Origin of the sequence: Sulfuritalea sp. (assembly GCF_017302275.1) — a bacterium.
Taxonomy (GTDB): Bacteria; Pseudomonadota; Gammaproteobacteria; order Burkholderiales; family Rhodocyclaceae; genus Sulfuritalea.
The window spans coordinates 1-19,904 of the sequence record NZ_JAFLDR010000022.1; the positions used below are offsets into that span (position 1 = coordinate 1).

A 19,904-nucleotide genomic window follows, 5' to 3' on the forward strand; every position below is an offset into this window, starting at 1 on the left:
TCCGCCAGACGCGCCGTTGGGGGCCGAAACCGGCTGCGGGCTACGCCCTCCGCCGCTTCCCGCCCCCAACAGAAAAAGCGGACAATTCATGTGCTACAGAACCGGACAAGTCTAAAAACCCGCGACAGACTGCGGCCACGTGGCCGTTGGTTTGCGGCCAAGTTGGCCGACATCCGGCCGGGCCGGCCAGCCGCGTTTGACACAAGTCAATAGCATCACCCGCAAAGCGCCGATACTTTCGACCCAACAACCACGAATACCTCCAGGGTGGGCTCAATGAAAACCATATCGACCGACGTCGCCATCATAGGTGCCGGAGGTGCCGGTTTGCGCGCCGCGATCGCGCTGGCGGAAAGCGATCCAAAACTTCGAGTTGCGCTGATCTCGAAGGTCTACCCGATGCGCAGCCATACCTGCGCCGCCGAAGGCGGCGCCGCCGGGGTGATCAAACCCGATGACAGTTTCGACCTGCATTTCGACGATACGGTGGGCGGCGGCGACTGGCTTTCCGATCAGGATTGCGTCGAATACTTCATCCACGAGGCACCCAAGGAACTGCTGCAACTGGAGCACTGGGGCTGCCCCTGGAACCGCGATGCGGACGGCTCGGTGGCGGTGCGGCCCTTCGGCGGAATGAAAAAGAAACGCACCTGGTTCGCCGCCGACAAGTCGGGATTCCACATCCTGCACACCCTGTTCCAGACCTCGCTGCAGTTCCCCTCGATCACCCGCCACGACGAGTTCTACGCGCTCGACCTGCTGGTCGATGACGGCCGTTGCCAGGGCGTCACCGCGCTCGAAATGCGTAGCGCCGAATTGTGGCAAATCCACGCCAGGGCGGTGATCATCGCCGGCGGTGGCGCCGGCCGCATGTTCCCCTTCTCCACCAATGGCGCGATCAAGACCGGCGATGGCATGGCCATGGCCTACCGCGCCGGCGCGCCGCTGAAAGACATGGAGTTCGTCCAGTACCATCCGACCGGGCTACCCAACACCGGCAGCCTGCTGACCGAAGCCTGTCGCGGCGAAGGCGGCATCCTGGTGAACAAGCATGGCCGCCGCTACCTGCAGGATTACGGCATGGGCCCTGAAACCCCGGTCGGTCAGCCGCAGCTGAAGACCATGGAACTGGGGCCGCGCGACCGCGTCAGCCAGGCCTACTGGCACGAGCTGCAGAAGGGCAACACGGTGACGACCCAATGGGGCGAATGCGTGCTGCTCGACATGCGCCACCTCGGCGAGAAGAAGATCAACGAGCGCCTGCCGCTGGTGCGCGAACTGGCCGAAAGCTACCTCGGCGTCGATATCGTCAAGGATGCGGTGCCGATCCGCCCCGTGGTGCACTACATGATGGGCGGCATCTCGACCGACACGAAAGCCGCCACGCCGCTGCCCGGTCTCTTCGCCGCCGGCGAGTGCGCCTGCGTCAGCCTCAACGGCGCCAATCGCCTCGGGTCGAACTCGCTGGTGGAACTGCTGGTGTTCGGCCGCCGTGCCGCGCTTTCCGCGATCGAGCACGTTCAGGGTGTGGCGGCACCGAATGCAGCCGCGCTGAATGCTCACGCACAACAGACGCAGTCGCGCATCGACGAACTCATGACCCGCACCGACGGCAGCGAATCGATGTCCGGTCTGCGCAAGGAGATGCAGGACACCATGGAGAAGAACGTCGGCATCTACCGCAGCGAGGAAGGCCTGCAGGAAGGCGTGAGCAAGATCCATGAACTGCGTCAGCGCTACCGACGCGTCAAGCTCACGGACAAGAGCAGTGTCTTCAATACCGACCTGTTCCAGTTGCTTGAACTCGGTTCCATGCTCGACTGCGCCGAGGCCGTGACGGTCGGCGCGCTGGCGCGCAAGGAGTCACGCGGCGCCCACCAGCGCCTCGACTTCGTCGAACGCGACGACCGGAAATTCCTCTGCCACACGATGGTCTATCACCAGGGGCTGGACCTTCCCCGTGTCGACTACCTCGACGTGGTGATCACCAAGTCGCCGCCCGGAGTGCGCGATTACTCGGGAGACCACAAATGACGCCGCTGAAAGAGCGCCTGGTTCAGCTGGAAGTCCTGCGCTACAACCCCGACACCGACACCGAAGCCCACTTCCAGCATTACGAAGTGGTGTGCCAGGAAGAATGGGTGGTGCTCGACGCCTTGAACAAGGTCAAGGCCGACATCGACCCGACGCTCAACTACCGCTGGTCCTGCCACATGGCCGTCTGCGGCAGTTGCGGCATGATGATCAACGGCGAACCGAAGCTGTCCTGCCACGCCTTCCTGCGCGACTACCAAGGCGTGATCCGGGTCGAGCCGCTGGCGCACTTCCCGGTCGAACGCGACCTGGTGACCGCGCCCGACGACTTCATGGACAAGCTCAAGCGTGTCAAGCCATACGTCATCCCGAAGGAAATGAAGCCGATCAGCGAGGGAGAGTACAGGCAGACCCCGGCGCAACTCATGAAATTCCGCCAGTATTCGATGTGCATCAACTGCATGCTGTGCTATGCGGCCTGCCCCCAATATGGCCTGACGCCAAGCTTCATCGGTCCGGCGGCGCTGACCCTGGCCCACCGCTACAACCAGGATTCGCGCGACGGCGGTCGCAAGGAACGACAGGAAGTCGTCGCCACCCATGAGGGCGTCTGGGAATGCACTTTCGTCGGCGCCTGTTCCGAAGTCTGCCCGGCCCACGTCGATCCGGCCAGTGCGCTGCAACAGATGAAGATCACCAGCTCGATCGACTGGATCGTCGAACACCTGATTCCGGGAGGCAAGCCATGAGCCGCAATCCATTGGTCAGAGCAGTTCCGCCAACTTCCTGGTTCTTCCGCCAGCCACGCTACCTGCGCTACATGTCGCGCGAGATCACCAGCATCTTCATTGGCGCCTACTGCGTGCTGCTGGTGGTCGGTCTGCAGCGCCTCTCTGCCGGCCAGACGGCATGGGAAGGCTTCCTGCTGGCACTGCGCAGTCCGGCTTCGATCGTGTTCCAGTTCCTGTGCCTGGTCGCGGCCGTCTATCACGCCGCGACCTGGTTCAATGCCACGCAGAAGGCCATGCCCTTGCAGATCGGCGAGAATTTCGTGCCTGGCAACGTGATTTCCGGCGCGCATTACGTGGTCTGGATTCTGCTATCGCTGGTCGTGCTTTACTTTGCCGGAGTGTTCTGACCATGACCAAATCGCACAAGCCTGTCGTCTGGTTTCCCTTCGCCGCCGGCGGCACGGTCATCGCGTTCTGCATCCCGGTGATCGTGGTGCTCACCTTCCTTGCCGCGCTCGGCCATATGCCGGCCGGCCTGAGCTACGAAAGGCTGCATGCCTTCGCCGCCAACGGCGTTGGCAAACTGGTCCTGTTCGGCGTGATTTCCCTGTCGCTCTGGAGTTCGGCGCACCGGCTGCGCTGTACCTGCTATGACTTCGGCCTGCGTGCGGACACACTGGTCGCGACGGTGCTTTATGTCGCCGCAATCCTTGGCGGTATTGCGGCCGCATTGTTCCTGCTGCGAATCTGACCCACCACATTCCCGAAGAAGACCAAGAATCCGATGGCACCTCCCCCACTGGCCGCGCGCGAAGCGGTACGCGAAAAAAGGCTCGGCGACGTCTGGAGCAACGAACTGAACGACGTCTTTGCCGACGTCGCCCCTTACTACGACCGCGCCAACAACATCGCCGCGCTCGGCCAGTTCGGCAATTTCCTGCGCCGCTTCATGCAACTGGTCGTGCTCAAGCCGCAGCAGAAGGTTCTCGACGTATGCGCCGGAACCAACGCCATCGGCATAGCCCTGCTCAAGCGCGAACCGACGCTCGACGTGCACGCCATGGACCGCAGCGTCGCCATGCAGACCGTCGGCCAGCAGCGGGCGGCCGCCCAGGGTTTCCAGATCAAGAGCACCATCGGCGACGTGCATGTGTTGCCCTTCCCCGACAACCACTTCGACGTGGTCACGCTGCAATTCGCCTCGCGCCACCTGCGCGTGCGCGAGGTATTCACCGAGGTCTTGCGCGTACTCAAGCCCGGCGGGCACTTCCACCATTCGGACATGCTGCGTCCGCGCAATCCGATCGTGAAGAACCTCTACTACACCTACCTGCGCAGTTGCCTCGGCATCACCGGCCTGATCGTTGGCAGCGGCCCGGCCGCGGTGAAGGCCAAGCAGTATTTCCTCGATGCCCTGGAGCTTTTCTATACCGCCGAGGAGCTCTCGATCCTGTTGCGCGAACTGGGCTACGTCGAAGTGGCGGTCGATACGGTGTTCCATGGCATGCTGGGTTTCCACCGCGCGGTCAAACCCACTGCCGGTCCCTGAACCGCCCACGGGAATACGCGCGAAGTGAAGCGGGCGAAGGCGCTCGCCCGGCTTAACGGCCGGATGCTCCATACCTACAGCCGGCGCACCACCGCCGCGTTGCGCGCGGCATTGCCATTGCGGCTCGCCCTGCCCCATCTCGAACCCGTGCTGGCGCTCAACGTCGGCAAGGAGGTCGAAAAGGACACGCTGGTCATACTGCGCGCGGGTGAAACCGGCAACATCGACGCGTCGGATCAGGAGGCGATCCTGACGCACTTGATGCTGGCCACCAAGGAAATCGACCGTCAGTTCCTCGCCCGAGTTGGCGACTTCCCGGTCGAGATCGTGGTTCGCTACGACGAGATCGTGCCGATCCGCGCCCGGCGCATCAAGCTGCTGCACGACGCCGCGCTCAAAGTCTTTGCGGCTGGCGCGGGCCGCCTGCGCTTGCGTGGCGCTCTGCAGGCCTGCTACTCGCGCGACGAATTTGCGCAACTGCTCTACGAATTGTTCCGCCTGTACGCCGAAGAAACGCGATCGTTGAGCCGCTCGGTGCGCCTGCCGCGACCACTGGTTCCGCTGCGCGAAATCATCGCACAGGAGTTGCTCAACGTAATGCTGCGCGTTGCCTGGTCGCTGGCGAAGGAAATCGCCGCCGCATCCTGCCCTGCGCAGGCCCCACCCCGAAACCCGGGACCCGATTGACGGCGTGCGGCGTGGCGATGGATACTTGCGCTGGGTTACGTTGGACCTCAATTACTTGGATCGACACCCGCAGGAGGGACGCATGAAATCTCCCCGACACGTTCCGACAGCAGGGGCCGCCCGACGGCCGCTGGCGACCCTGCTCGCTGCCCTTGCCGGCCTGTCCGGCGCACTGGCGATGTTGCCAGCCGCATCGGCAGCGGAACCGAAGCTTCCGATATTCGACGCCCACGTGCATTACAGCCACGATGCCTGGGACCGCACGCCGCCGAAGGAAGCCATCGCCATATTGCGCAAGGCCGGACTCAAGCGCGCCATGGTCTCCAGTTCCAGCGACGATGGCACGCAAAAACTCTATGCCGAAGCGCCGGACCTGGTGGTGCCCTCGCTGCGGCCCTACCGCAAGCGCGGCGAGATTTCGACCTGGGTGCGCGACGAGACCGTCATCCCCCACCTCGAAGACCGCCTGCGCAAGTTCCGCTACGCGGCGATCGGCGAATTCCATGTCTATGGCTCGGACGCCGACCTGCCGGTGGTGCGGCGCATGGTCCAGTTGGCGAAACAGTACAAGCTGTGGCTGCACCTGCATGGCGACAGCGACGCCATCGAGCGCGTGCTGGTCCAGGATCCCGAAGCGCGCATCCTCTGGGCGCACTCCGGCTTCGACCGTCCGGAAGCGGTGCGCGCGATGCTGAGGAAGCACCGCAAGCTGCATGCCGACCTGGCCTTCCGCAACGACCACGCCACCGGCGGCAAGATCGATCCCGCCTGGCGCGAGGCCTTCATCGAATTTCCCGACCGTTTCCTGGTCGGCACCGACACTTTCACACCGGAGCGCTGGTACTACATCGCCGAGCACGCCGACTGGTCGCGCGCATGGTTGGCCGACCTGCCCAAGGACGTCGCAGAACGCATCGGCTGGCGCAATGGCGAAAATCTGTTCGCCTCGATGATGGCGACGAAATGAACCCGGTTTCGGCACAGATTGAAAGTCGGCGCCGGCGCTACGGCAATTTCCTGCGCCGCGCCTTGTTCGCGGCGGCACTGGGAGCAAGCACCACCTCGGCGAATGCGGCCTGCCCGCCCGCTGCAGCCGACGGCACGACGATCACCCGGGGCGATGTGGTCCTCGCCTGGCGGGTTCTGCTTCCGGACGGTGCCCTGAAAAGCGGCCGGATCCCCATGGCCAGGCATTTCTCGCTGGATGTCCAGTTGTGCGACAGGGGCGGTGTCTCGGGCGCGCAACTGGCAAAGGCGGATGCCGACATGCCCGCGCACAAGCACGGCATGAACTATCGACCGACGATCAAGCCGCTGGGCAACGGGCGCTTTCGCGTCGATGGCATGATGTTCCACATGGCGGGCGAGTGGCAACTCGCCTTCGAAGTGCAGGCCGGCAAAGAAATCACCCGACTCACCCATGGCGTTCAGGCGGACTGAGCACCACCGCGGCCGGCGCGTTCTCGCGACGCTGCTGTTCCTGCTGGCGCCTGCCGCCGCCGCAGAGCCCGACCGATTCAGCGCCAGCGAACTCGAGCGCATTGCTTCACACGGCCCGTGGCCGACAGCATGGATGCGCGACCCGGGCAACCGGGTTTCCGCCAACCCGGCGGCGGTCCATCTTGGCTACCGCTTGTTCTTCGAGCCGCGCCTGTCGGCGAACGGTCGCGTCGCCTGCGCCACCTGCCATGACCCGGCTCGCGGCTTCCAGGACGGACGCGCCACGGCGCGCGGATTGACCGATGGCGTGCGCAACACGCCCGGCCTGTTCGACGTGCGCCAACAGCGCTGGTTCGGCTGGGACGGTGGCCACGACAACTTGTGGTCGGCCAGCCTGCGTCCCATCCTCGACCAGGGCGAAATGGGCGGCAGCGCCGGACGTACCGCACATGTGTTGCGCGGCTCGGCCGCACTGGCCTGCCACTACCGGCAAGCCTTTGGCAAGGCGCCGACCGCCGGCGATTCCGACCTGCTGGTCAATGTCGCCAAGGCCATTGCCAGTTGGCAGGAAACCCTGCTTTCGCCACCCGCACCCTTCGATCACTTTCGCGATGCGCTCGAACGCAAGGATGTCGCGGCTGCGGCGGCTTACCCTGCGGCGGCGCGTCGCGGCCTGAAAATCTTCCTCGGCCGTGGCCAATGCGCGACCTGCCACGCCGGCCCGAACTTCACCAACGGCGAGTTCGGTGACATCGGCGTGCCCTTCTTCATCAAGCCCGCGGGAGTCGATCCCGGTCGCCAGGGCGGCATCAAGCGCCTGCTGGCCAACCCCTGGAACCTGCTCGGCGCCTATAACGACGACGCCACAGGTGGCAACACGACGGGAACTAAGTTCGTGAGGCCGGAACATCGCAACTTCGGCGAATTCAAGGTGCCGACCTTGCGCAATCTCACGCTCACCGCGCCCTACATGCACAACGGCAGCCTCGCCACCTTGCGCGACGTGGTGCGGCACTATTCCGACCTAGATGAAGACCGCCTTCACGCCGACGGCGAACGCATCCTCAGGCCGCTCAATCTCAGCGAAGCGGAAAATGCTGACCTGGTGGCCTTTCTCGAATCGCTGTCACCCGCGACACCGTTGCCGCCGCCAGTGGTGCCGGCGCCTGTTCCGGCCTGTCGTGCGCCGTAGTACCGGCGCCGACTCTTGATCGGACTAACCGAACCTTCCCGTGATGTAGTCTTCCGTCGCCTTCTTCTGCGGCTTGATGAAGACCTGATCGGTAACGCCGAACTCGACCATCTCGCCCAGGTACATGTAGCCGGTGAAATCGGAAATCCGCGCCGCCTGCTGCATGTTGTGCGTGACGATCAGGATGGTGACCTTCTCCTTCAACTCGGTGATCAACTCCTCGATGCTCGCCGTCGCGATCGGATCGAGCGCCGAGGTCGGTTCGTCGAACAGGATGATTTCAGGATCGGACGCCAGGGCGCGGGCGATGCACAGGCGCTGCTGCTGTCCGCCGGAGAGGTTGGCGCCGAGTTCCTTGAGGCGGTTGCTGACCTCGCCCCACAGGGCGGCGCCCTTCAGCGCCGATTCGACGCGGTCGTCGAGTTCGCTCTTGTTCGTCATGCCGCGCACACGCAGACTGTAGGCGACGTTCTCGTAGATCGACTTGGGAAAGGGGTTCGGCTTCTGGAACACCATGCTGATGCGCATGCGCACTTCGATCGGATCGACCCCGGGCGCCAGCAGGTTGGTATCGTCCGGGTGGAGCACGATGCCACCGCCGGCATAGCGATTGCCGGGATAAAGATCGTGCATGCGGTTGAAGCAGCGCAGCAGCGTGGACTTGCCGCAGCCCGAGGGGCCGATCAGCGCCGTTACCTTGTGGTCGTAGATCGGCATCGATACGCGCTTCAGGGCATGAAAGGCGCCGTAGAAAAAGTCGAGGTCGCGCACTTCCGCCTTGAGCAGGGTGCCCTCGACACCTGCCTCCATGACGCTTGGAACTTGCATATCGTTCACCACTTGATGTTTTTGCGCAGTTGATAGCGCAGGTAGATGGCCAGGCCGTTCATGGCCAGGGTCATGAAAACCAGGACGAAGCCCGCTGCCGCGGCGTTGACGGTGAAGGCCGCCTCGGGACGCGAAGTCCAATTGAACATCTGGATCGGCATCACGGTAAAGGGCGCCAGGATCCAGTCGAACAGGCCGGCCGGCGGATCGCCGGCAAAGGGCGCGGTGGGCAGGAAGGCGATGAAGGTCAGGGCACCGATGGTGATGATGGGCGCCGTCTCGCCGATGGCGCGTGCCATGCCGATGATCACCCCGGTGAGGATGCCGGCGCTCGAATACGGCAGGATGTGGTCGCTGACCGTCTGCCAGGTGGTCGCGCCGCAGGCGTAGGAGCCTTCGTGGATCGACTGCGGGATGGCGCGGATGGATTCGCGCGTGGCGACGATAATCACCGGCAGGATCAGCAGCGCCAGCGTCAGGCCGGCGGAAAGGATGCTCTGGCCGAAACCGAAGTAATAAACGAACAAGCCCAGCGCCAGCAGGCCATAGACGATTGACGGAATGCCGGCCAGGTTGCTGATGTTGATCTCGATGATGTCGGTGACCCAGTTCTTCGGCGCGTATTCCTCGAGGTAGACACCGGCGGCGACTCCCAGCGGCACGGCGGACAAGGCCGTCACCAGCATCACCAGGATGGTGCCGACCCAGGCCGAGAGGATGCCGGCATTTTCCGCGCGGCGCGAGGGAAACGAGGTGAAGAACTCGTAGCTCAGACGCGGCACGCCCTGTATCGCCATGTCGACGAAGAGCACGGTGAAGGTCAGCACCCCCACCATCAGCGAGAGGATGCCGAGCATGGAGAAGAACAGGTCCCAGCGCTTGGCGCGGGTGATGATGGCGCGAATGGCGTCGAGGTCGGCGGCTTTCAGCATTTCAATAGACCTCGCGGAAGCGCTTGCGCAGCCAGTAGCCGAGCAGGTTGAAGAACAGGGTCATCAGCAGCAGCGTGAGGCCGGCCGCAAAGATGGTCTGGTAGCCGATCGAGCCGTGCGGCAGGTCGCCCAGTGCCACCTGCACGATATAGGACGTGATGGTGGCGCCCGGCTCGGTCGGGTTGAAAGTCAGGTTGGGCTGCATGCCGGCCGCCACGGCGAGGATCATGGTCTCGCCCACCGCGCGCGAGATGCCGAGGATGTAGGCCGAGGCGATACCCGAGGTCGCCGCCGGGGTCACCACCCACAGCGCCGTCTGCAGGCGCGTCGCACCCATCGCGTAGGACCCTTCGCGCAGCGACATGGGCACCGCGCGCATGGCGTCTTCCGAGAGCGAGGCGACGTAGGGAATGATCATGATGCCCATCACCAGGCCCGCCGACAGCAGGTTGAAGCCCGGCAGGTCGGGATAGATTGTCTGCAGGATCGGCGTCAGGAAGGTCAGCGCGAAGTAGCCGTAGACGATGGTCGGCACGCCACCCAGCAGCTCAAGGAAAGGCTTGGCGATCTCGCGCACCTTGAAGCCGGCGAACTCCGAGAGGTAGATCGCGATGATGGTGCCTAGCGGTATCGCCACCAGCAGGGCCACCGCGGAGCTGGTCAAGGTGCCCGACAGCAGCACCATGATGCCGTAGTGGGCGTCGTCGAACAGCGGTGTCCATTGCGTATCGAACAGGAAATCGGACAGCGGAACGGTCTCGAAGAACACCCAGGATTCCTTGACCAGCACGTAGACGATGGCGATCGTGACGAAGACCGAGAATGCCGCCGCACTGAACAGCAAGCCCTCGATGATGCGTTCCTTGACGTGGCGCGACGCCTTCTTGCTCAGCCGGTCGCTGATACCACTGCCAAGCGGCAGCGGTTGGGACGGATGGGATGCGCTGGCGGTCATTGCAGGATTCCGGAACTATTGGATTCGGAGCATTGCGGCATTGTAGAAACGCGATACGACCAGAACGGACGCGGGGAAAAAACCGGCGTCCGATCTGACGATCACGGACTCTTACTCTTTCGGATCACGCTTCAGCAGGTCGGCGACCTTTACGCCGACTTCGGCCTCACCACCGAAAGCCGTGCCGGTCTTCTTCTTGCGGAAATTATCCTGCGCATGCTTGTAATCGGCGGCTCCCAGCGGCACGTACTTGACTTCCTTGGCCAGCTTGCCGCCTTCCTTGAGGTAGTACTCGACGAAGTCCTTGACCTCCGGCTTGTCCATCGACTTGGCACTGACATAAATGAAGATCGGGCGCGCCAGCGGCTCGTACTCGCCCGCCATCACGGCATCGATCGACGGCGTCACGGCCTTGCCCTTGGGGTTGACGATCTGCACCGCCTTCAGCTTGCCCTTGTTCTCGTCGTAGTAGGCGAAGCCGAAGAAGCCCAGCGCGTTGTTGTCGCGCGAGACGCCCTGCACCAGCACGTTGTCGTCTTCCGAGGCGGTGAAATCGCCGCGGCTGGACTTGGATTTTCCATTGACGGCCTCGGTGAAGTAGTCGAAGGTGCCCGAATCGGCCCCCGGTCCGAACAGCTTGAGCGGCGCATCGGGCCAGGCCGGATTGACATCCTTCCACTTCATGACCTTGCCTTGGGCGGCGGGTTCCCACATCTTCTTCAGCTCGGCCACGGTCAACTGATTGATGAAGGTGTTCTTCGGATTCACCACCACGGTCAGGGCGTCGAAGGCCACCGGCAGTTCGACATACTTGATGCCGGCCTTGGCGCACTCCTCCATTTCCTTCTTCAGGATCGGACGGGAGGCGTTCGAGATGTCGGTCTCGCCGCGGCAGAACTTCTTGAAGCCGCCGCCCGTGCCCGAGATGCCTACGGTCACGCGAACGGAACCCTTCTTGGCTTTCTGGAAGTCCTCGGCAACCGCCTCGGTTACGGGAAACACGGTCGAGGAGCCGTCGATCTTGACCAGCGCCTGTGCATGAACAGCCGTGGCGGCGAACACACCGGCGACGACGGCGGCAATTTTCAGGGATTTCATATACAGACTCCTTTGTGCGGTGCGATATAAGAAGCCCGAAGTCTAGGCAGCGAATGTTACAGAGCCGTGAAAGCTGGCGAAATCGACCAACCCGAGCAGGGGCCATGGTCATCCCCCTGTAACGATGAACCGCCAAGCTTGATCCATGCCGACTTTTCGATTGCCAGCCAGCCTGGGCCTGTTGCTGGTAGGGCTACATCTCCTCTATGGCGCCCTGCAAGTGGCCCTGCTCTTTCCGCTGGCCGGCGCCAGCCGCCGACAGCGGCTGCGAAGGCGCTGGTCGCAAGGCCTGCTGGGGGTGCTGGGCATCCGCATCGAAGTCGCCGCAGACATTGCCGCCGGCCTGGAGGGTGGCCTGCTGGTCGCGAACCACATTTCCTTCGTTGACATATTCCTGATCAACGCCCTGCTTCCATCCGCCTTCGTCGCAAAGGGCGATGTCGCGCGCTGGCCCCTGATCGGCTGGCTGGCCCGGCGCAACGGCACGGTGTTCATTGAACGCGGCAACCGCCAGGCCGCCCAGCAAGCCCGCGAGCACCTGCTCGCCGCCCTAGGCAAGGGCCAGCGGCTGGCGATCTTCCCCGAGGGCACCACGACGGCGGGCGATCGCGTCCTCCCGTTTCACGGCGCGCTATTCCAGGCTGCGATCGACGCCGCCGTGCCGGTATACGCCCTGGCGCTGAGTTACCACGATTCGAGTGGGGTTCGCTCCGAAGCCCCCGCCTACATCGACGATGTCACGCTGATCGATTGCCTGGGCGCCATTCTGCGCACCCGCGGCCTCGTCGCCCGGGTGCACTGCGCCGCCAGTTTCCGGCCACCGCTGCCCAACCGCCGCCATCTAGCGCACCATGCCCACCAGGCGATCGTCCGCACGCTGGCACATCTGCCCGATCCGCGAAACAGAGGGGCAAAGCCGTTTCAAGCCCCTCGGCAACCTCTCCGTAACGAAGTGGAAATCAGGCAGTAACGCAGGCTCTTGAAAATTCAGGCGAACCCAAGAGAGCAAAGGAGAACGCCATGCAAGAACGCCTGAACGAAAACACCGCCGCCCGGGAAAAGATCGGCTACAGCCTGACGCTGGCGCGCAGCGAGGAGGAAGTCCGCGAGGCGCAGCGCCTGCGCTACAAGGTGTTCGTCGAGGAACTCGGTGCCCGCGTGCAGACCCGCATCCCGAACCACGACATCGACCTCTATGACGCCTTCTGCGAACACCTGATCGTGCGCGAAAACGACGGAGATCGAGTGGTCGGCACCTACCGCATCCTGTCACCGGCCGCCGCGCGCCGCGTCGGCAACTACTACTCGGAAAACGAGTTCTACATCAACCGGCTGCAGAACCTGCGCGGGCGCATGGTGGAAGTCGGCCGCTCCTGCATCCATCCCGACCATCGCAGCGGCGCCGTCATCACCCTGCTCTGGGCCGGACTCGCCGACTACATGGTGCGCAACAACTACGACTACCTGATCGGTTGCGCATCGATCGGCATGGCCGATGGCGGACACAATGCCGCCAACCTGTTCAGCCAGCTCGCACAGGAACACATGGCGCCGGCCGAATACCGTGTATTCCCTCAGCATGGGCTGCCCTTCGAACGTCTCGCCGACGGACGCACGGCGATGGTCCCGCCCCTGATCAAGGGCTACCTGCGCGTTGGCGCCTGGGTCTGCGGTGAACCCGCCTGGGATCCGGACTTCAATACCGCCGACCTTTTGCTGCTGCTGCCCATGTCGCGCATGAATCCGCGCTACCTGCGCCACTTCGTCAAGCCGAGCGCGGCGCTCGTTCCGTGAGCCGGGCATTGGTCGCGCAGAGCGATGCCAGTCGCCTAGCCGCCAACGACCTGACCCCGTTCCAGGGACACCGGCTGCATGTACTGATGCTGACCGATGTCTTCCATCCGCGCATCAATGGCGTTTCGACTTCCATCGAAACCTTCTGCTCGGCGCTCTCGGCACAGGGCGTCCGCGTCACCCTGGTCGCCCCGGAGTATCCCGACAGCGCGACCGCCGCAGACGCCTCCACCAATGCGTTGCCCGCCGACATCATGCGCCTGCCCTCGCGCGCCGTTCCGCTCGATCCGGAAGATCGGCTGATGCGCTGGAAGCCCCTGGCCGAGCTCGATCGCCGGCTCGCCAGCGACCGAAGAAAGTCCCCGTGGGACTCCGACTTTCGCGACATCGACCTGGTGCATGTGCAGACGCCGTTCGCAGCCCACTATGCGGGGCTGCGGCTGGCCCGCAGGCTGGGCATTCCCTGCCTTGCGACTTACCACACGCATTTCGAGGAATACCTGTTCCATTACATCCGCTTCCTGCCGAAGGCTGCCTTGCGCTTCGCCGCGCGCGCCCTGGCCCGCCAGCAATGCAATGCGCTCGACGCCGTCGTCGTGCCCTCGCCGGCGATGGCCGAGACGCTGCGCGGCTACGGCATCCGCAGCCCGCTGCACGTGATCCCCACCGGCATGCCCGAAAGCCAGTTCGTGCGCGGCAATGGCGAACGCTTTCGCCGGCAGTGGGGGATCGCCACCACCCGCAAACTGGCCCTGTTCGTCGGCCGCGCCGCCTTCGAGAAGAACATCGGCTTCCTGCTTCGGGTGACGGCGCTGGCGTGCAAACTGCAACCGCGGTTGATGCTGGTCATTGCCGGCGAAGGGCCGGCCCTCCCTGCCTTGCGTCGCCAGGCTGCGGAATTGCGCATCGAAGACCACGTCCGCTTTGTCGGCTACCTGCCGCGTGCCAGCGGTTTGCGAGACTGTTATGCCGCGGCCGACGTGTTCACTTTTGCCTCGCATACGGAAACGCAAGGGCTGGTGCTGCTCGAAGCCATGGCGGTCGGGCTGCCGGTACTGGCGATCCCGGCGCTGGGTGTGGCCGGCATCGTCGCGCCACGGCGTGGCGCGATCGCCGCGGCGGATACCGTGGCAGCGTTTGCAGGGCAGTTGCTAAGCCTGTTCGAGCGCCCGGACAGGCTTGCCGCAATGTCCCGCGACGCCATCGCCTTTGCCCGCGAATGGGATGCCGATGCTCAGGGAGCGCGTCTGGCGGCGCTGTATCGGTCGCTGCTGCGCGCGCCACCGCCCATCTACGCCGCCAGGCAGCAGGCAGTCGCGCAATGAACAGCGAGCCCCTGGCAAAGGAAAGCCCGTTCAAGGGTCAAACCGGCTTGCGCCGAATCTGGAATGCCTTCAATTACTCCCTCGCCGGCCTGCGTGCCGCTTTCAAGAACGAGGACGCCTTCCGCCAGGAATGCCTGCTCGCCGCTGTCCTGATTCCCATCGCCCTGCTGCTGCCCCTGCCCAGCGTGGCGCGGGCCCTGATGGTTGCCAGCGTGATGCTGGTGCTGATCGTCGAACTGCTGAATTCGGCGATCGAAGCGGCCATCGACCGCATTTCCCTGGATCGGCATCGGTTGTCCGAGCGCGCCAAGGACATCGGCAGCGCGGCAGTACTGATAGCGCTGATCAATGTGCTGGTGACCTGGTCGCTGGTATTGCTGGGCTGAGCATGAATACTCCACTGCATGTCGCGGTCGTCACGGAAACCTTCCCGCCGGAAATCAACGGCGTCGCCATGACCATCGGGCGCATGGTGCGCGGATTGCTGGCACGCGGACATCGCGTCAGCCTGACAAGACCCCGCCAGGCCGGCGAACAAACGCCGGCAACCAGCGCCCGGCCGCCGACCACGCTGGTCCGCGGCTTGCCGATTCCCGGCTATGCCGGGCTGCGCTTCGGTTTGCCGGCACGGAGATTGTTGCTGCGCCAATGGAGCGCGGAACGGCCCGATGTGGTCCAGGTCGTGACCGAAGGCCCGCTCGGCGCGTCGGCGGTGAGTGCCGCGCGCGAACTGGGCATCCCCGTGGTGTCGGAGTTCCACACCAATTTCCACAGCTACAGCAGGCACTATGGCTTCGCCTGGCTGGAAGGCCTGGTCGCCTTCCATTTGCGCCGCCTCCACAACCGCAGCCGATTCACCCTGGTGCCTTCACGCCAGCTCGGTGGGGAACTGGAGCAGAAGGGTTACCGCAATCTGCGCGTGGTCGCCCGCGGCGTCGATACCAACTTGTTCAATCCTTCCCGGCGCAATCCGGGCCTGCGCGCCGTCTGGAACGTCACCGAAAACGACCTGGTCGTGGCTTATGTCGGTCGCCTGGCTCCGGAAAAGAACCTGTCACTGGTGCTCAGCACCTTCGCGGCGATCCGCCGCCACGCCCCTGGCGCACGCCTGTTGTTCGTCGGCGACGGACCGGCGCGGGCACGGCTGCAGGCGGAGCATCCACAGCACATCTTTGCCGGCATGCGCCACGGTGAGGACCTCGCCCGCCACTATGCCTCGGCCGACCTGTTCCTCTTTCCCAGCATGACGGACACCTACGGCAACGTCACGCTCGAAGCCCTGGCCAGCGGCCTGCCGGTGGTCGCCTACCGCATGGCCGCCGCCGCCGAACTGGTCCGTCACGGCAGCAACGGCATGCTGGCCGAACCCGGCGCCGGCGACCAGTTCGAGCGCGCCGCCCTCGATCTGGTGACCCGCCCCGGCGCCCGGCGCCGCGCCGCCAGCGCCGCCCCCTACAGCGTCGCCATGCTCGACTGGGACAGCATCCACGACCAGCTCGAAGCCGCCTTGCGCGAGGCGATCGCCGGCGCGGCGCAGCCGGTGGATGGCGACTCCGCGCTACAAGTGTTCGCCGGCCGATGAAGGTCCGTTCCATATTCATTTCCGATGTCCACCTCGGCACCCGCGGCTGCCAGGCCGACCGCCTGCTTGATTTCCTGCGCGACTACGAAAGCGAGAACCTGTTCCTGGTCGGCGACATCATCGATTTCTGGTCCATGAATCGATCCATACACTGGACCCAGGCGCAGAACACCGTGGTGCAGAAGATCCTGCGCCGAGCGCGCCACGGCGAGCAGGTCATGCTGATTCCCGGCAACCACGACGAAGCCATGCGCGAATACGACGGGCTTTCCTTCGGCGACATCGTCGTCAAACGCGAACATGTCCATATCGCCGCCGACGGCCGCCGCTACCTGCTGCTGCATGGCGACGAGTACGACCAGGTGACGCGCTACCACCGCTGGCTGGCGGTCGTCGGCGACATCGGCTACAACCTGCTGGTACGGCTCAATGCCACGCTCTCCCGCCTGCGCCGCCTGCTGCGCCGCCCGGGCTACTGGTCGCTGGCGGGCTATGCCAAGAACCGGGTCAAGCGTGCGGTGTCCTTCGTTTTCGATTTCGAGGACTCGCTGATCCGGGCCGTGCGCGAACGCGGACTGGACGGCGTGATCTGCGGCCACATCCACAGCGCGGCGATACGCGCCGTGGATGGCGTGGTGTATGTCAATTGCGGCGACTGGGTAGACAGCTGCACTGCCATCGTCGAACATCACGATGGACGGCTGGAACTGGTGCGCGCCTGGCAGCCGATCGCCGTTCCGTCAGCGCCGACTATTGATCCATTGCCCGACATGGCCCTCGGCTGTAAAGAACTTGCAACGAAATCGTAATACTGCCGCCGATCCCAGTAGCTACACTTGGGACCCACTCTGTCGATACCCACCCGATGAACCAGCAAGTCGTCCTCAAACTGGCGGTCGCCGAGGAACGCCATGCCGGGCTGCTCAGGCAACCTTGCCTCGCCTCCGCTACGACCCGCACGCAGCAGTCGCTCGTCAGCATCTATTACGACACCGGCCGCCTGGCGCTGCGCCGTGCCGGCGTCCTGCTGCGCCTGCGCAAGCAGGGAACATCCTGGCAACAGATGGTGAGGCGCCAGGACCAGTCCGCAGGAGGGCTGACGATGCGGCCGGAGTGGCAGGCGCCCTATCTCAATCATTTCGATTTTGCGCACATCAACGATGTCGATCTGCGCGAATGGCTGCAACGCGACAAGATCGGCGGCCGCCTCGGTGCCGTGTTCGAGACCAACCTGCGCCGAACCGTCTGGGAACTGGACCCGACACCGAACACCCGCATTCAGGTCAAGCTCGACCGCGGCTGGATCGCCTCCAACGGCCGTCGTGAAACGATCTCCGAAGTGGAACTGCAACTGGTCACCGGCAGCATCGACAGCCTCTACCAGATCGCCCTGCAGCTGGCGCAACGCGAAGCCCTGCCGCCGCTGCTGCTATCGAAGGCAGAGCGCGGCTACCGCCTGTTTCGCGGCACCCTGCCCGCACCGGTGAAAGCAGGCGATGTCGCGATCGATGCCGCCGATACGCCGCTGGCCGCCTTTCGCCTGATCGGGCTGGATTGCCTGACCCACCTCCAGCTGAACCACGACGGCGCGGCGCACCTCGACGATCCCGAGTACGTGCACCAGATGCGTGTCGCCATGCGCCGCTTGCGCGCGGCGCTGCGCATGTTCCGCCCGGTGCTGCCGGAGGGCTTTGCCGAGCAGCTGGTGCTGCCGATGCGGGAACTGATGTCGGCACTGGGGCAGGCTCGCGACCTCGACGTGCTGATGGGTGAGATCGTCGCGCCGGTCGCCGTCGCCCTGCCCGACGAGCCGCGCCTGGCCGACCTCGCCGGCGCGATCACCAACCGCCTGTATGCCGCCCGCGCCGAGATCCGCCGGGTGCTGCGCCGACCGGCCTATGGGCAGTTCCTGCTTACGGCATCCAGGCTGCTGCAGCAGGCGCCCTTCATCGAGCCGCCCGGCGGGGAAGCCGACGGACCCTCGCTGCTCCAGTTTGCCGACCGCCGCCTGCGCCGCCTGCTCGGCGCGATCCATCGGCTTGCCGCGGCCGCGCGCGCGGAAAGCCCGCCGTCACTGCACGCGCTGCGGATCGCCATCAAGCGCCTGCGCTATGCCATCGAGTTTTTCGACACCATGATCCCGGGCAAGTCCGGCGCCACGGCGATCAAGCGCCTTGCCGCGTTGCAGGACGAACTGGGCCAACTCAACGACCTGGCCAGCGCCGGCACGCTGCTGATGGTTTGCGCCGGCCGCGACACGCAATTGCGTGAGGCGGTGACGCTGGTCGGCGGCTGGCACGGGCAACGGCACGCGGCGCTGCTTGACGACATTCCAGAGAAACTCAAGAGGGTCCGCGACCTGACGCTGCCGCGCCTGGTCTGATCGCCGGGGTCGGCGGCGCTCCTGAAAGTCGGCGCCTCGCGGGGACTTCCTTCGGTGGCCGGCGAGACGGCAAATCCGGCCCGGTGCCCTCGCGGAGGGGCAACGTCACACAAACGCAACAGGCTCGTCACATTGGCTCCCTAGACTTTCGATCACTTCCCGCATGCGGGCGGTGCCGCGTGCAGTGACCGACCACGTGGAGTCATTGCGGCGATTCAAACCAGTCCATTTTTTTGGAGCAATAAACAAATGCAAAAAAAACTACTCGCACTGGCGATTGCCGGCGTGATCTCCGGTGGGGCATACGCCCAGTCGAACGTCACGATTTCCGGCCAGGTCCGGATGAGCGTCAACCAATACAAACTCAGCAATGTCGGCGCGGCCTTTGCGGCTTCCGCCGAAAACCATGTCACCGACGAATCCTCCCGCTTGTTCATCCGAGGCAAGGAAGACCTCGGCGGCGGTGGCTACGCTTCGTTCCAGATCGAGAACCGCTTCTCGCCGGATCTCGGCGCCTTCAGCGCCGGAGGCAATACCAACCTCACGCTGGGCGGCAATTGGGGCTCGCTGGCCGTAGGCCGCCAGGATCTGCACTACGGCACGGCGTTGGAGTCCTACCTGGCCTTCACCAACCAGAACTTCCTCGGCAATGGCCCGCTATCCCAGGTCAATGGCACCGTCATCGCCCTCGCCAGCCGCACGGCAAACAGCGTCTGGTATGACAGCCCGAACATGTCTGGGTTAACGCTGCGGGTTGCCGGCTCGACCGCATTCGCCGGCGCCGAGGGATCCGGCGTGCGTGCGGCCGGCGCAGCCGATCCGGGCAAGGGTGGCGCTACCAACCTTGCACTGAACTATGCCAATGGCCCGATCAAGGCTGGCTACAGCTATTGGAACGCCACGGTCGAAGGCGGCAAGACCGCGGCGGTGGGCGACCAGCGTGGCGATACGCTGCAATTCGGCTACAGTTTTCCGATGGGCCTCAAGGTGGGAATCGCCTGGAACAAATCCAAGCTGGGTCTCACCACCGGCGACCGCTCGCGCACGGCCTGGCTGTTGCCGATCTCCTACGATTTCGGTGCCAACCGGGTCAACTTTACCTACCTCAGCGCAGGCGATACCACCGGTGTCGCCAGTTCGGATGCGAAGGCCTTCACGCTGGCATTCGGCCACGCACTGTCGAAGCGCACCAACGTCGGCATCAACTACAGCAAGCTGACCAACGAAGCAGGTGCAACCTACAACCTGTTCGGTGGCGGCACGAGCACTGCGGCCACCCCGGGTGCGGACGTCTCCCAGATTGCGCTGACCGTCTATCACTCGTTCTAAAGACGAGTACCGAACCAGAAAGAGGGCATTGCCTCCCTTGCAGCC

The 19,904-nt window shown here is 64.5% G+C and carries 21 protein-coding genes; 17 read left to right on the plus strand and 4 right to left on the minus strand.

Annotation, left to right across the window (positions count from 1 at the left end):
• Positions 1 to 276: 276 nt before the first annotated feature.
• The 9 genes from frdA to J0M27_RS12925 all read left to right on the plus strand — a co-directional run bounded on the left by frdA (position 277) and on the right by J0M27_RS12925 (position 7,633).
• Complete coding sequence (gene frdA, locus J0M27_RS12885) at positions 277 to 2,034, plus strand: fumarate reductase (quinol) flavoprotein subunit (protein WP_294992214.1); 1,758 nt, start codon at positions 277 to 279, stop codon at positions 2,032 to 2,034.
• On the plus strand, positions 2,031 to 2,783 hold the full coding sequence (locus J0M27_RS12890) for a succinate dehydrogenase/fumarate reductase iron-sulfur subunit (RefSeq protein ID WP_294992217.1): 753 nt from the start codon (positions 2,031 to 2,033) through the stop codon (positions 2,781 to 2,783). The genes frdA and J0M27_RS12890 overlap by 4 nt, the downstream gene beginning before the upstream one ends.
• A complete protein-coding gene (locus J0M27_RS12895; RefSeq protein ID WP_294992220.1) occupies positions 2,780 to 3,172 on the plus strand; it encodes a hypothetical protein in 393 nt (130 codons plus the stop codon). Before J0M27_RS12890 ends, J0M27_RS12895 begins: the two co-directional genes overlap by 4 nt.
• 2 nt (positions 3,173 to 3,174) lie before the next feature.
• On the plus strand, positions 3,175 to 3,516 hold the full coding sequence (gene frdD / locus J0M27_RS12900; protein WP_294992223.1) for a fumarate reductase subunit FrdD: 342 nt from the start codon (positions 3,175 to 3,177) through the stop codon (positions 3,514 to 3,516).
• A 33-nt stretch (positions 3,517 to 3,549) separates the two neighbouring features.
• Positions 3,550 to 4,314: a class I SAM-dependent methyltransferase gene (locus J0M27_RS12905; RefSeq protein WP_294992226.1), complete on the plus strand. Its 765-nt coding sequence runs from the start codon at positions 3,550 to 3,552 to the stop codon at positions 4,312 to 4,314.
• 24 nt (positions 4,315 to 4,338) lie between these two features.
• The gene (locus J0M27_RS12910; RefSeq protein WP_294992228.1) at positions 4,339 to 5,001 is read left to right on the plus strand and encodes a hypothetical protein; all 663 of its coding nucleotides are present in this window, start codon (positions 4,339 to 4,341) and stop codon (positions 4,999 to 5,001) included.
• Between the two features lie 82 nt (positions 5,002 to 5,083).
• Positions 5,084 to 5,968, plus strand: coding sequence for an amidohydrolase family protein (locus tag J0M27_RS12915; protein ID WP_294992231.1), 885 nt, complete (start codon positions 5,084 to 5,086; stop codon positions 5,966 to 5,968).
• Positions 5,965 to 6,441, plus strand: a complete 477-nt coding sequence (locus J0M27_RS12920; RefSeq protein WP_294992234.1) for a hypothetical protein — start codon at positions 5,965 to 5,967, stop codon at positions 6,439 to 6,441. The genes J0M27_RS12915 and J0M27_RS12920 overlap by 4 nt, the downstream gene beginning before the upstream one ends.
• The gene (locus J0M27_RS12925; RefSeq protein WP_294992238.1) at positions 6,422 to 7,633 is read left to right on the plus strand and encodes a cytochrome c peroxidase; all 1,212 of its coding nucleotides are present in this window, start codon (positions 6,422 to 6,424) and stop codon (positions 7,631 to 7,633) included. Before J0M27_RS12920 ends, J0M27_RS12925 begins: the two co-directional genes overlap by 20 nt.
• Before the next feature lie 24 nt (positions 7,634 to 7,657).
• On the opposite strand, the gene pstB is transcribed toward J0M27_RS12925, so the two are convergent.
• The 4 genes from pstB to J0M27_RS12945 form a co-directional block, all read right to left on the minus strand.
• Positions 7,658 to 8,461 (minus strand): phosphate ABC transporter ATP-binding protein PstB, encoded by an 804-nt coding sequence (pstB, locus tag J0M27_RS12930; RefSeq protein ID WP_294992241.1) that lies wholly within the window; start codon positions 8,459 to 8,461, stop codon positions 7,658 to 7,660.
• A 5-nt stretch (positions 8,462 to 8,466) separates the two neighbouring features.
• Positions 8,467 to 9,390, minus strand: a complete 924-nt coding sequence (pstA, locus tag J0M27_RS12935; RefSeq protein ID WP_294992375.1) for a phosphate ABC transporter permease PstA — start codon at positions 9,388 to 9,390, stop codon at positions 8,467 to 8,469.
• A gap of 4 nt (positions 9,391 to 9,394) precedes the next feature.
• Positions 9,395 to 10,348 (minus strand): phosphate ABC transporter permease subunit PstC, encoded by a 954-nt coding sequence (gene pstC, locus J0M27_RS12940; RefSeq protein WP_294992244.1) that lies wholly within the window; start codon positions 10,346 to 10,348, stop codon positions 9,395 to 9,397.
• A 111-nt stretch (positions 10,349 to 10,459) separates the two neighbouring features.
• Positions 10,460 to 11,446, minus strand: a complete 987-nt coding sequence (locus tag J0M27_RS12945; RefSeq protein WP_294992246.1) for a PstS family phosphate ABC transporter substrate-binding protein — start codon at positions 11,444 to 11,446, stop codon at positions 10,460 to 10,462.
• Between the two features lie 145 nt (positions 11,447 to 11,591).
• On the opposite strand from J0M27_RS12945, the gene J0M27_RS12950 reads away from it, so the two are divergent.
• The 8 genes from J0M27_RS12950 to J0M27_RS12985 all read left to right on the plus strand — a co-directional run bounded on the left by J0M27_RS12950 (position 11,592) and on the right by J0M27_RS12985 (position 19,859).
• Positions 11,592 to 12,416: a lysophospholipid acyltransferase family protein gene (locus J0M27_RS12950; RefSeq protein WP_294992249.1), complete on the plus strand. Its 825-nt coding sequence runs from the start codon at positions 11,592 to 11,594 to the stop codon at positions 12,414 to 12,416.
• 50 nt (positions 12,417 to 12,466) lie between these two features.
• The gene (locus J0M27_RS12955) at positions 12,467 to 13,240 is read left to right on the plus strand and encodes a GNAT family N-acyltransferase (protein ID WP_294992252.1); all 774 of its coding nucleotides are present in this window, start codon (positions 12,467 to 12,469) and stop codon (positions 13,238 to 13,240) included.
• A complete protein-coding gene (locus J0M27_RS12960; protein WP_294992254.1) occupies positions 13,237 to 14,565 on the plus strand; it encodes a glycosyltransferase in 1,329 nt (442 codons plus the stop codon). Before J0M27_RS12955 ends, J0M27_RS12960 begins: the two co-directional genes overlap by 4 nt.
• Positions 14,562 to 14,951 (plus strand): diacylglycerol kinase, encoded by a 390-nt coding sequence (locus tag J0M27_RS12965; protein WP_294992257.1) that lies wholly within the window; start codon positions 14,562 to 14,564, stop codon positions 14,949 to 14,951. Before J0M27_RS12960 ends, J0M27_RS12965 begins: the two co-directional genes overlap by 4 nt.
• A 2-nt stretch (positions 14,952 to 14,953) precedes the next feature.
• On the plus strand, positions 14,954 to 16,147 hold the full coding sequence (locus tag J0M27_RS12970; RefSeq protein WP_294992259.1) for a glycosyltransferase family 1 protein: 1,194 nt from the start codon (positions 14,954 to 14,956) through the stop codon (positions 16,145 to 16,147).
• Entirely contained in the window at positions 16,144 to 16,956 is an 813-nt protein-coding gene (locus J0M27_RS12975) for a UDP-2,3-diacylglucosamine diphosphatase (RefSeq protein WP_294992262.1), read from the plus strand. Before J0M27_RS12970 ends, J0M27_RS12975 begins: the two co-directional genes overlap by 4 nt.
• Before the next feature lie 56 nt (positions 16,957 to 17,012).
• Positions 17,013 to 18,530, plus strand: a complete 1,518-nt coding sequence (locus J0M27_RS12980; protein WP_294992264.1) for a CYTH and CHAD domain-containing protein — start codon at positions 17,013 to 17,015, stop codon at positions 18,528 to 18,530.
• Between the two features lie 249 nt (positions 18,531 to 18,779).
• Positions 18,780 to 19,859 carry a porin gene (locus J0M27_RS12985; protein WP_294992267.1) on the plus strand — a complete coding sequence of 360 codons (1,080 nt, stop codon included), beginning with the start codon at positions 18,780 to 18,782 and terminating at the stop codon, positions 19,857 to 19,859.
• Positions 19,860 to 19,904 lie beyond the last annotated feature (45 nt).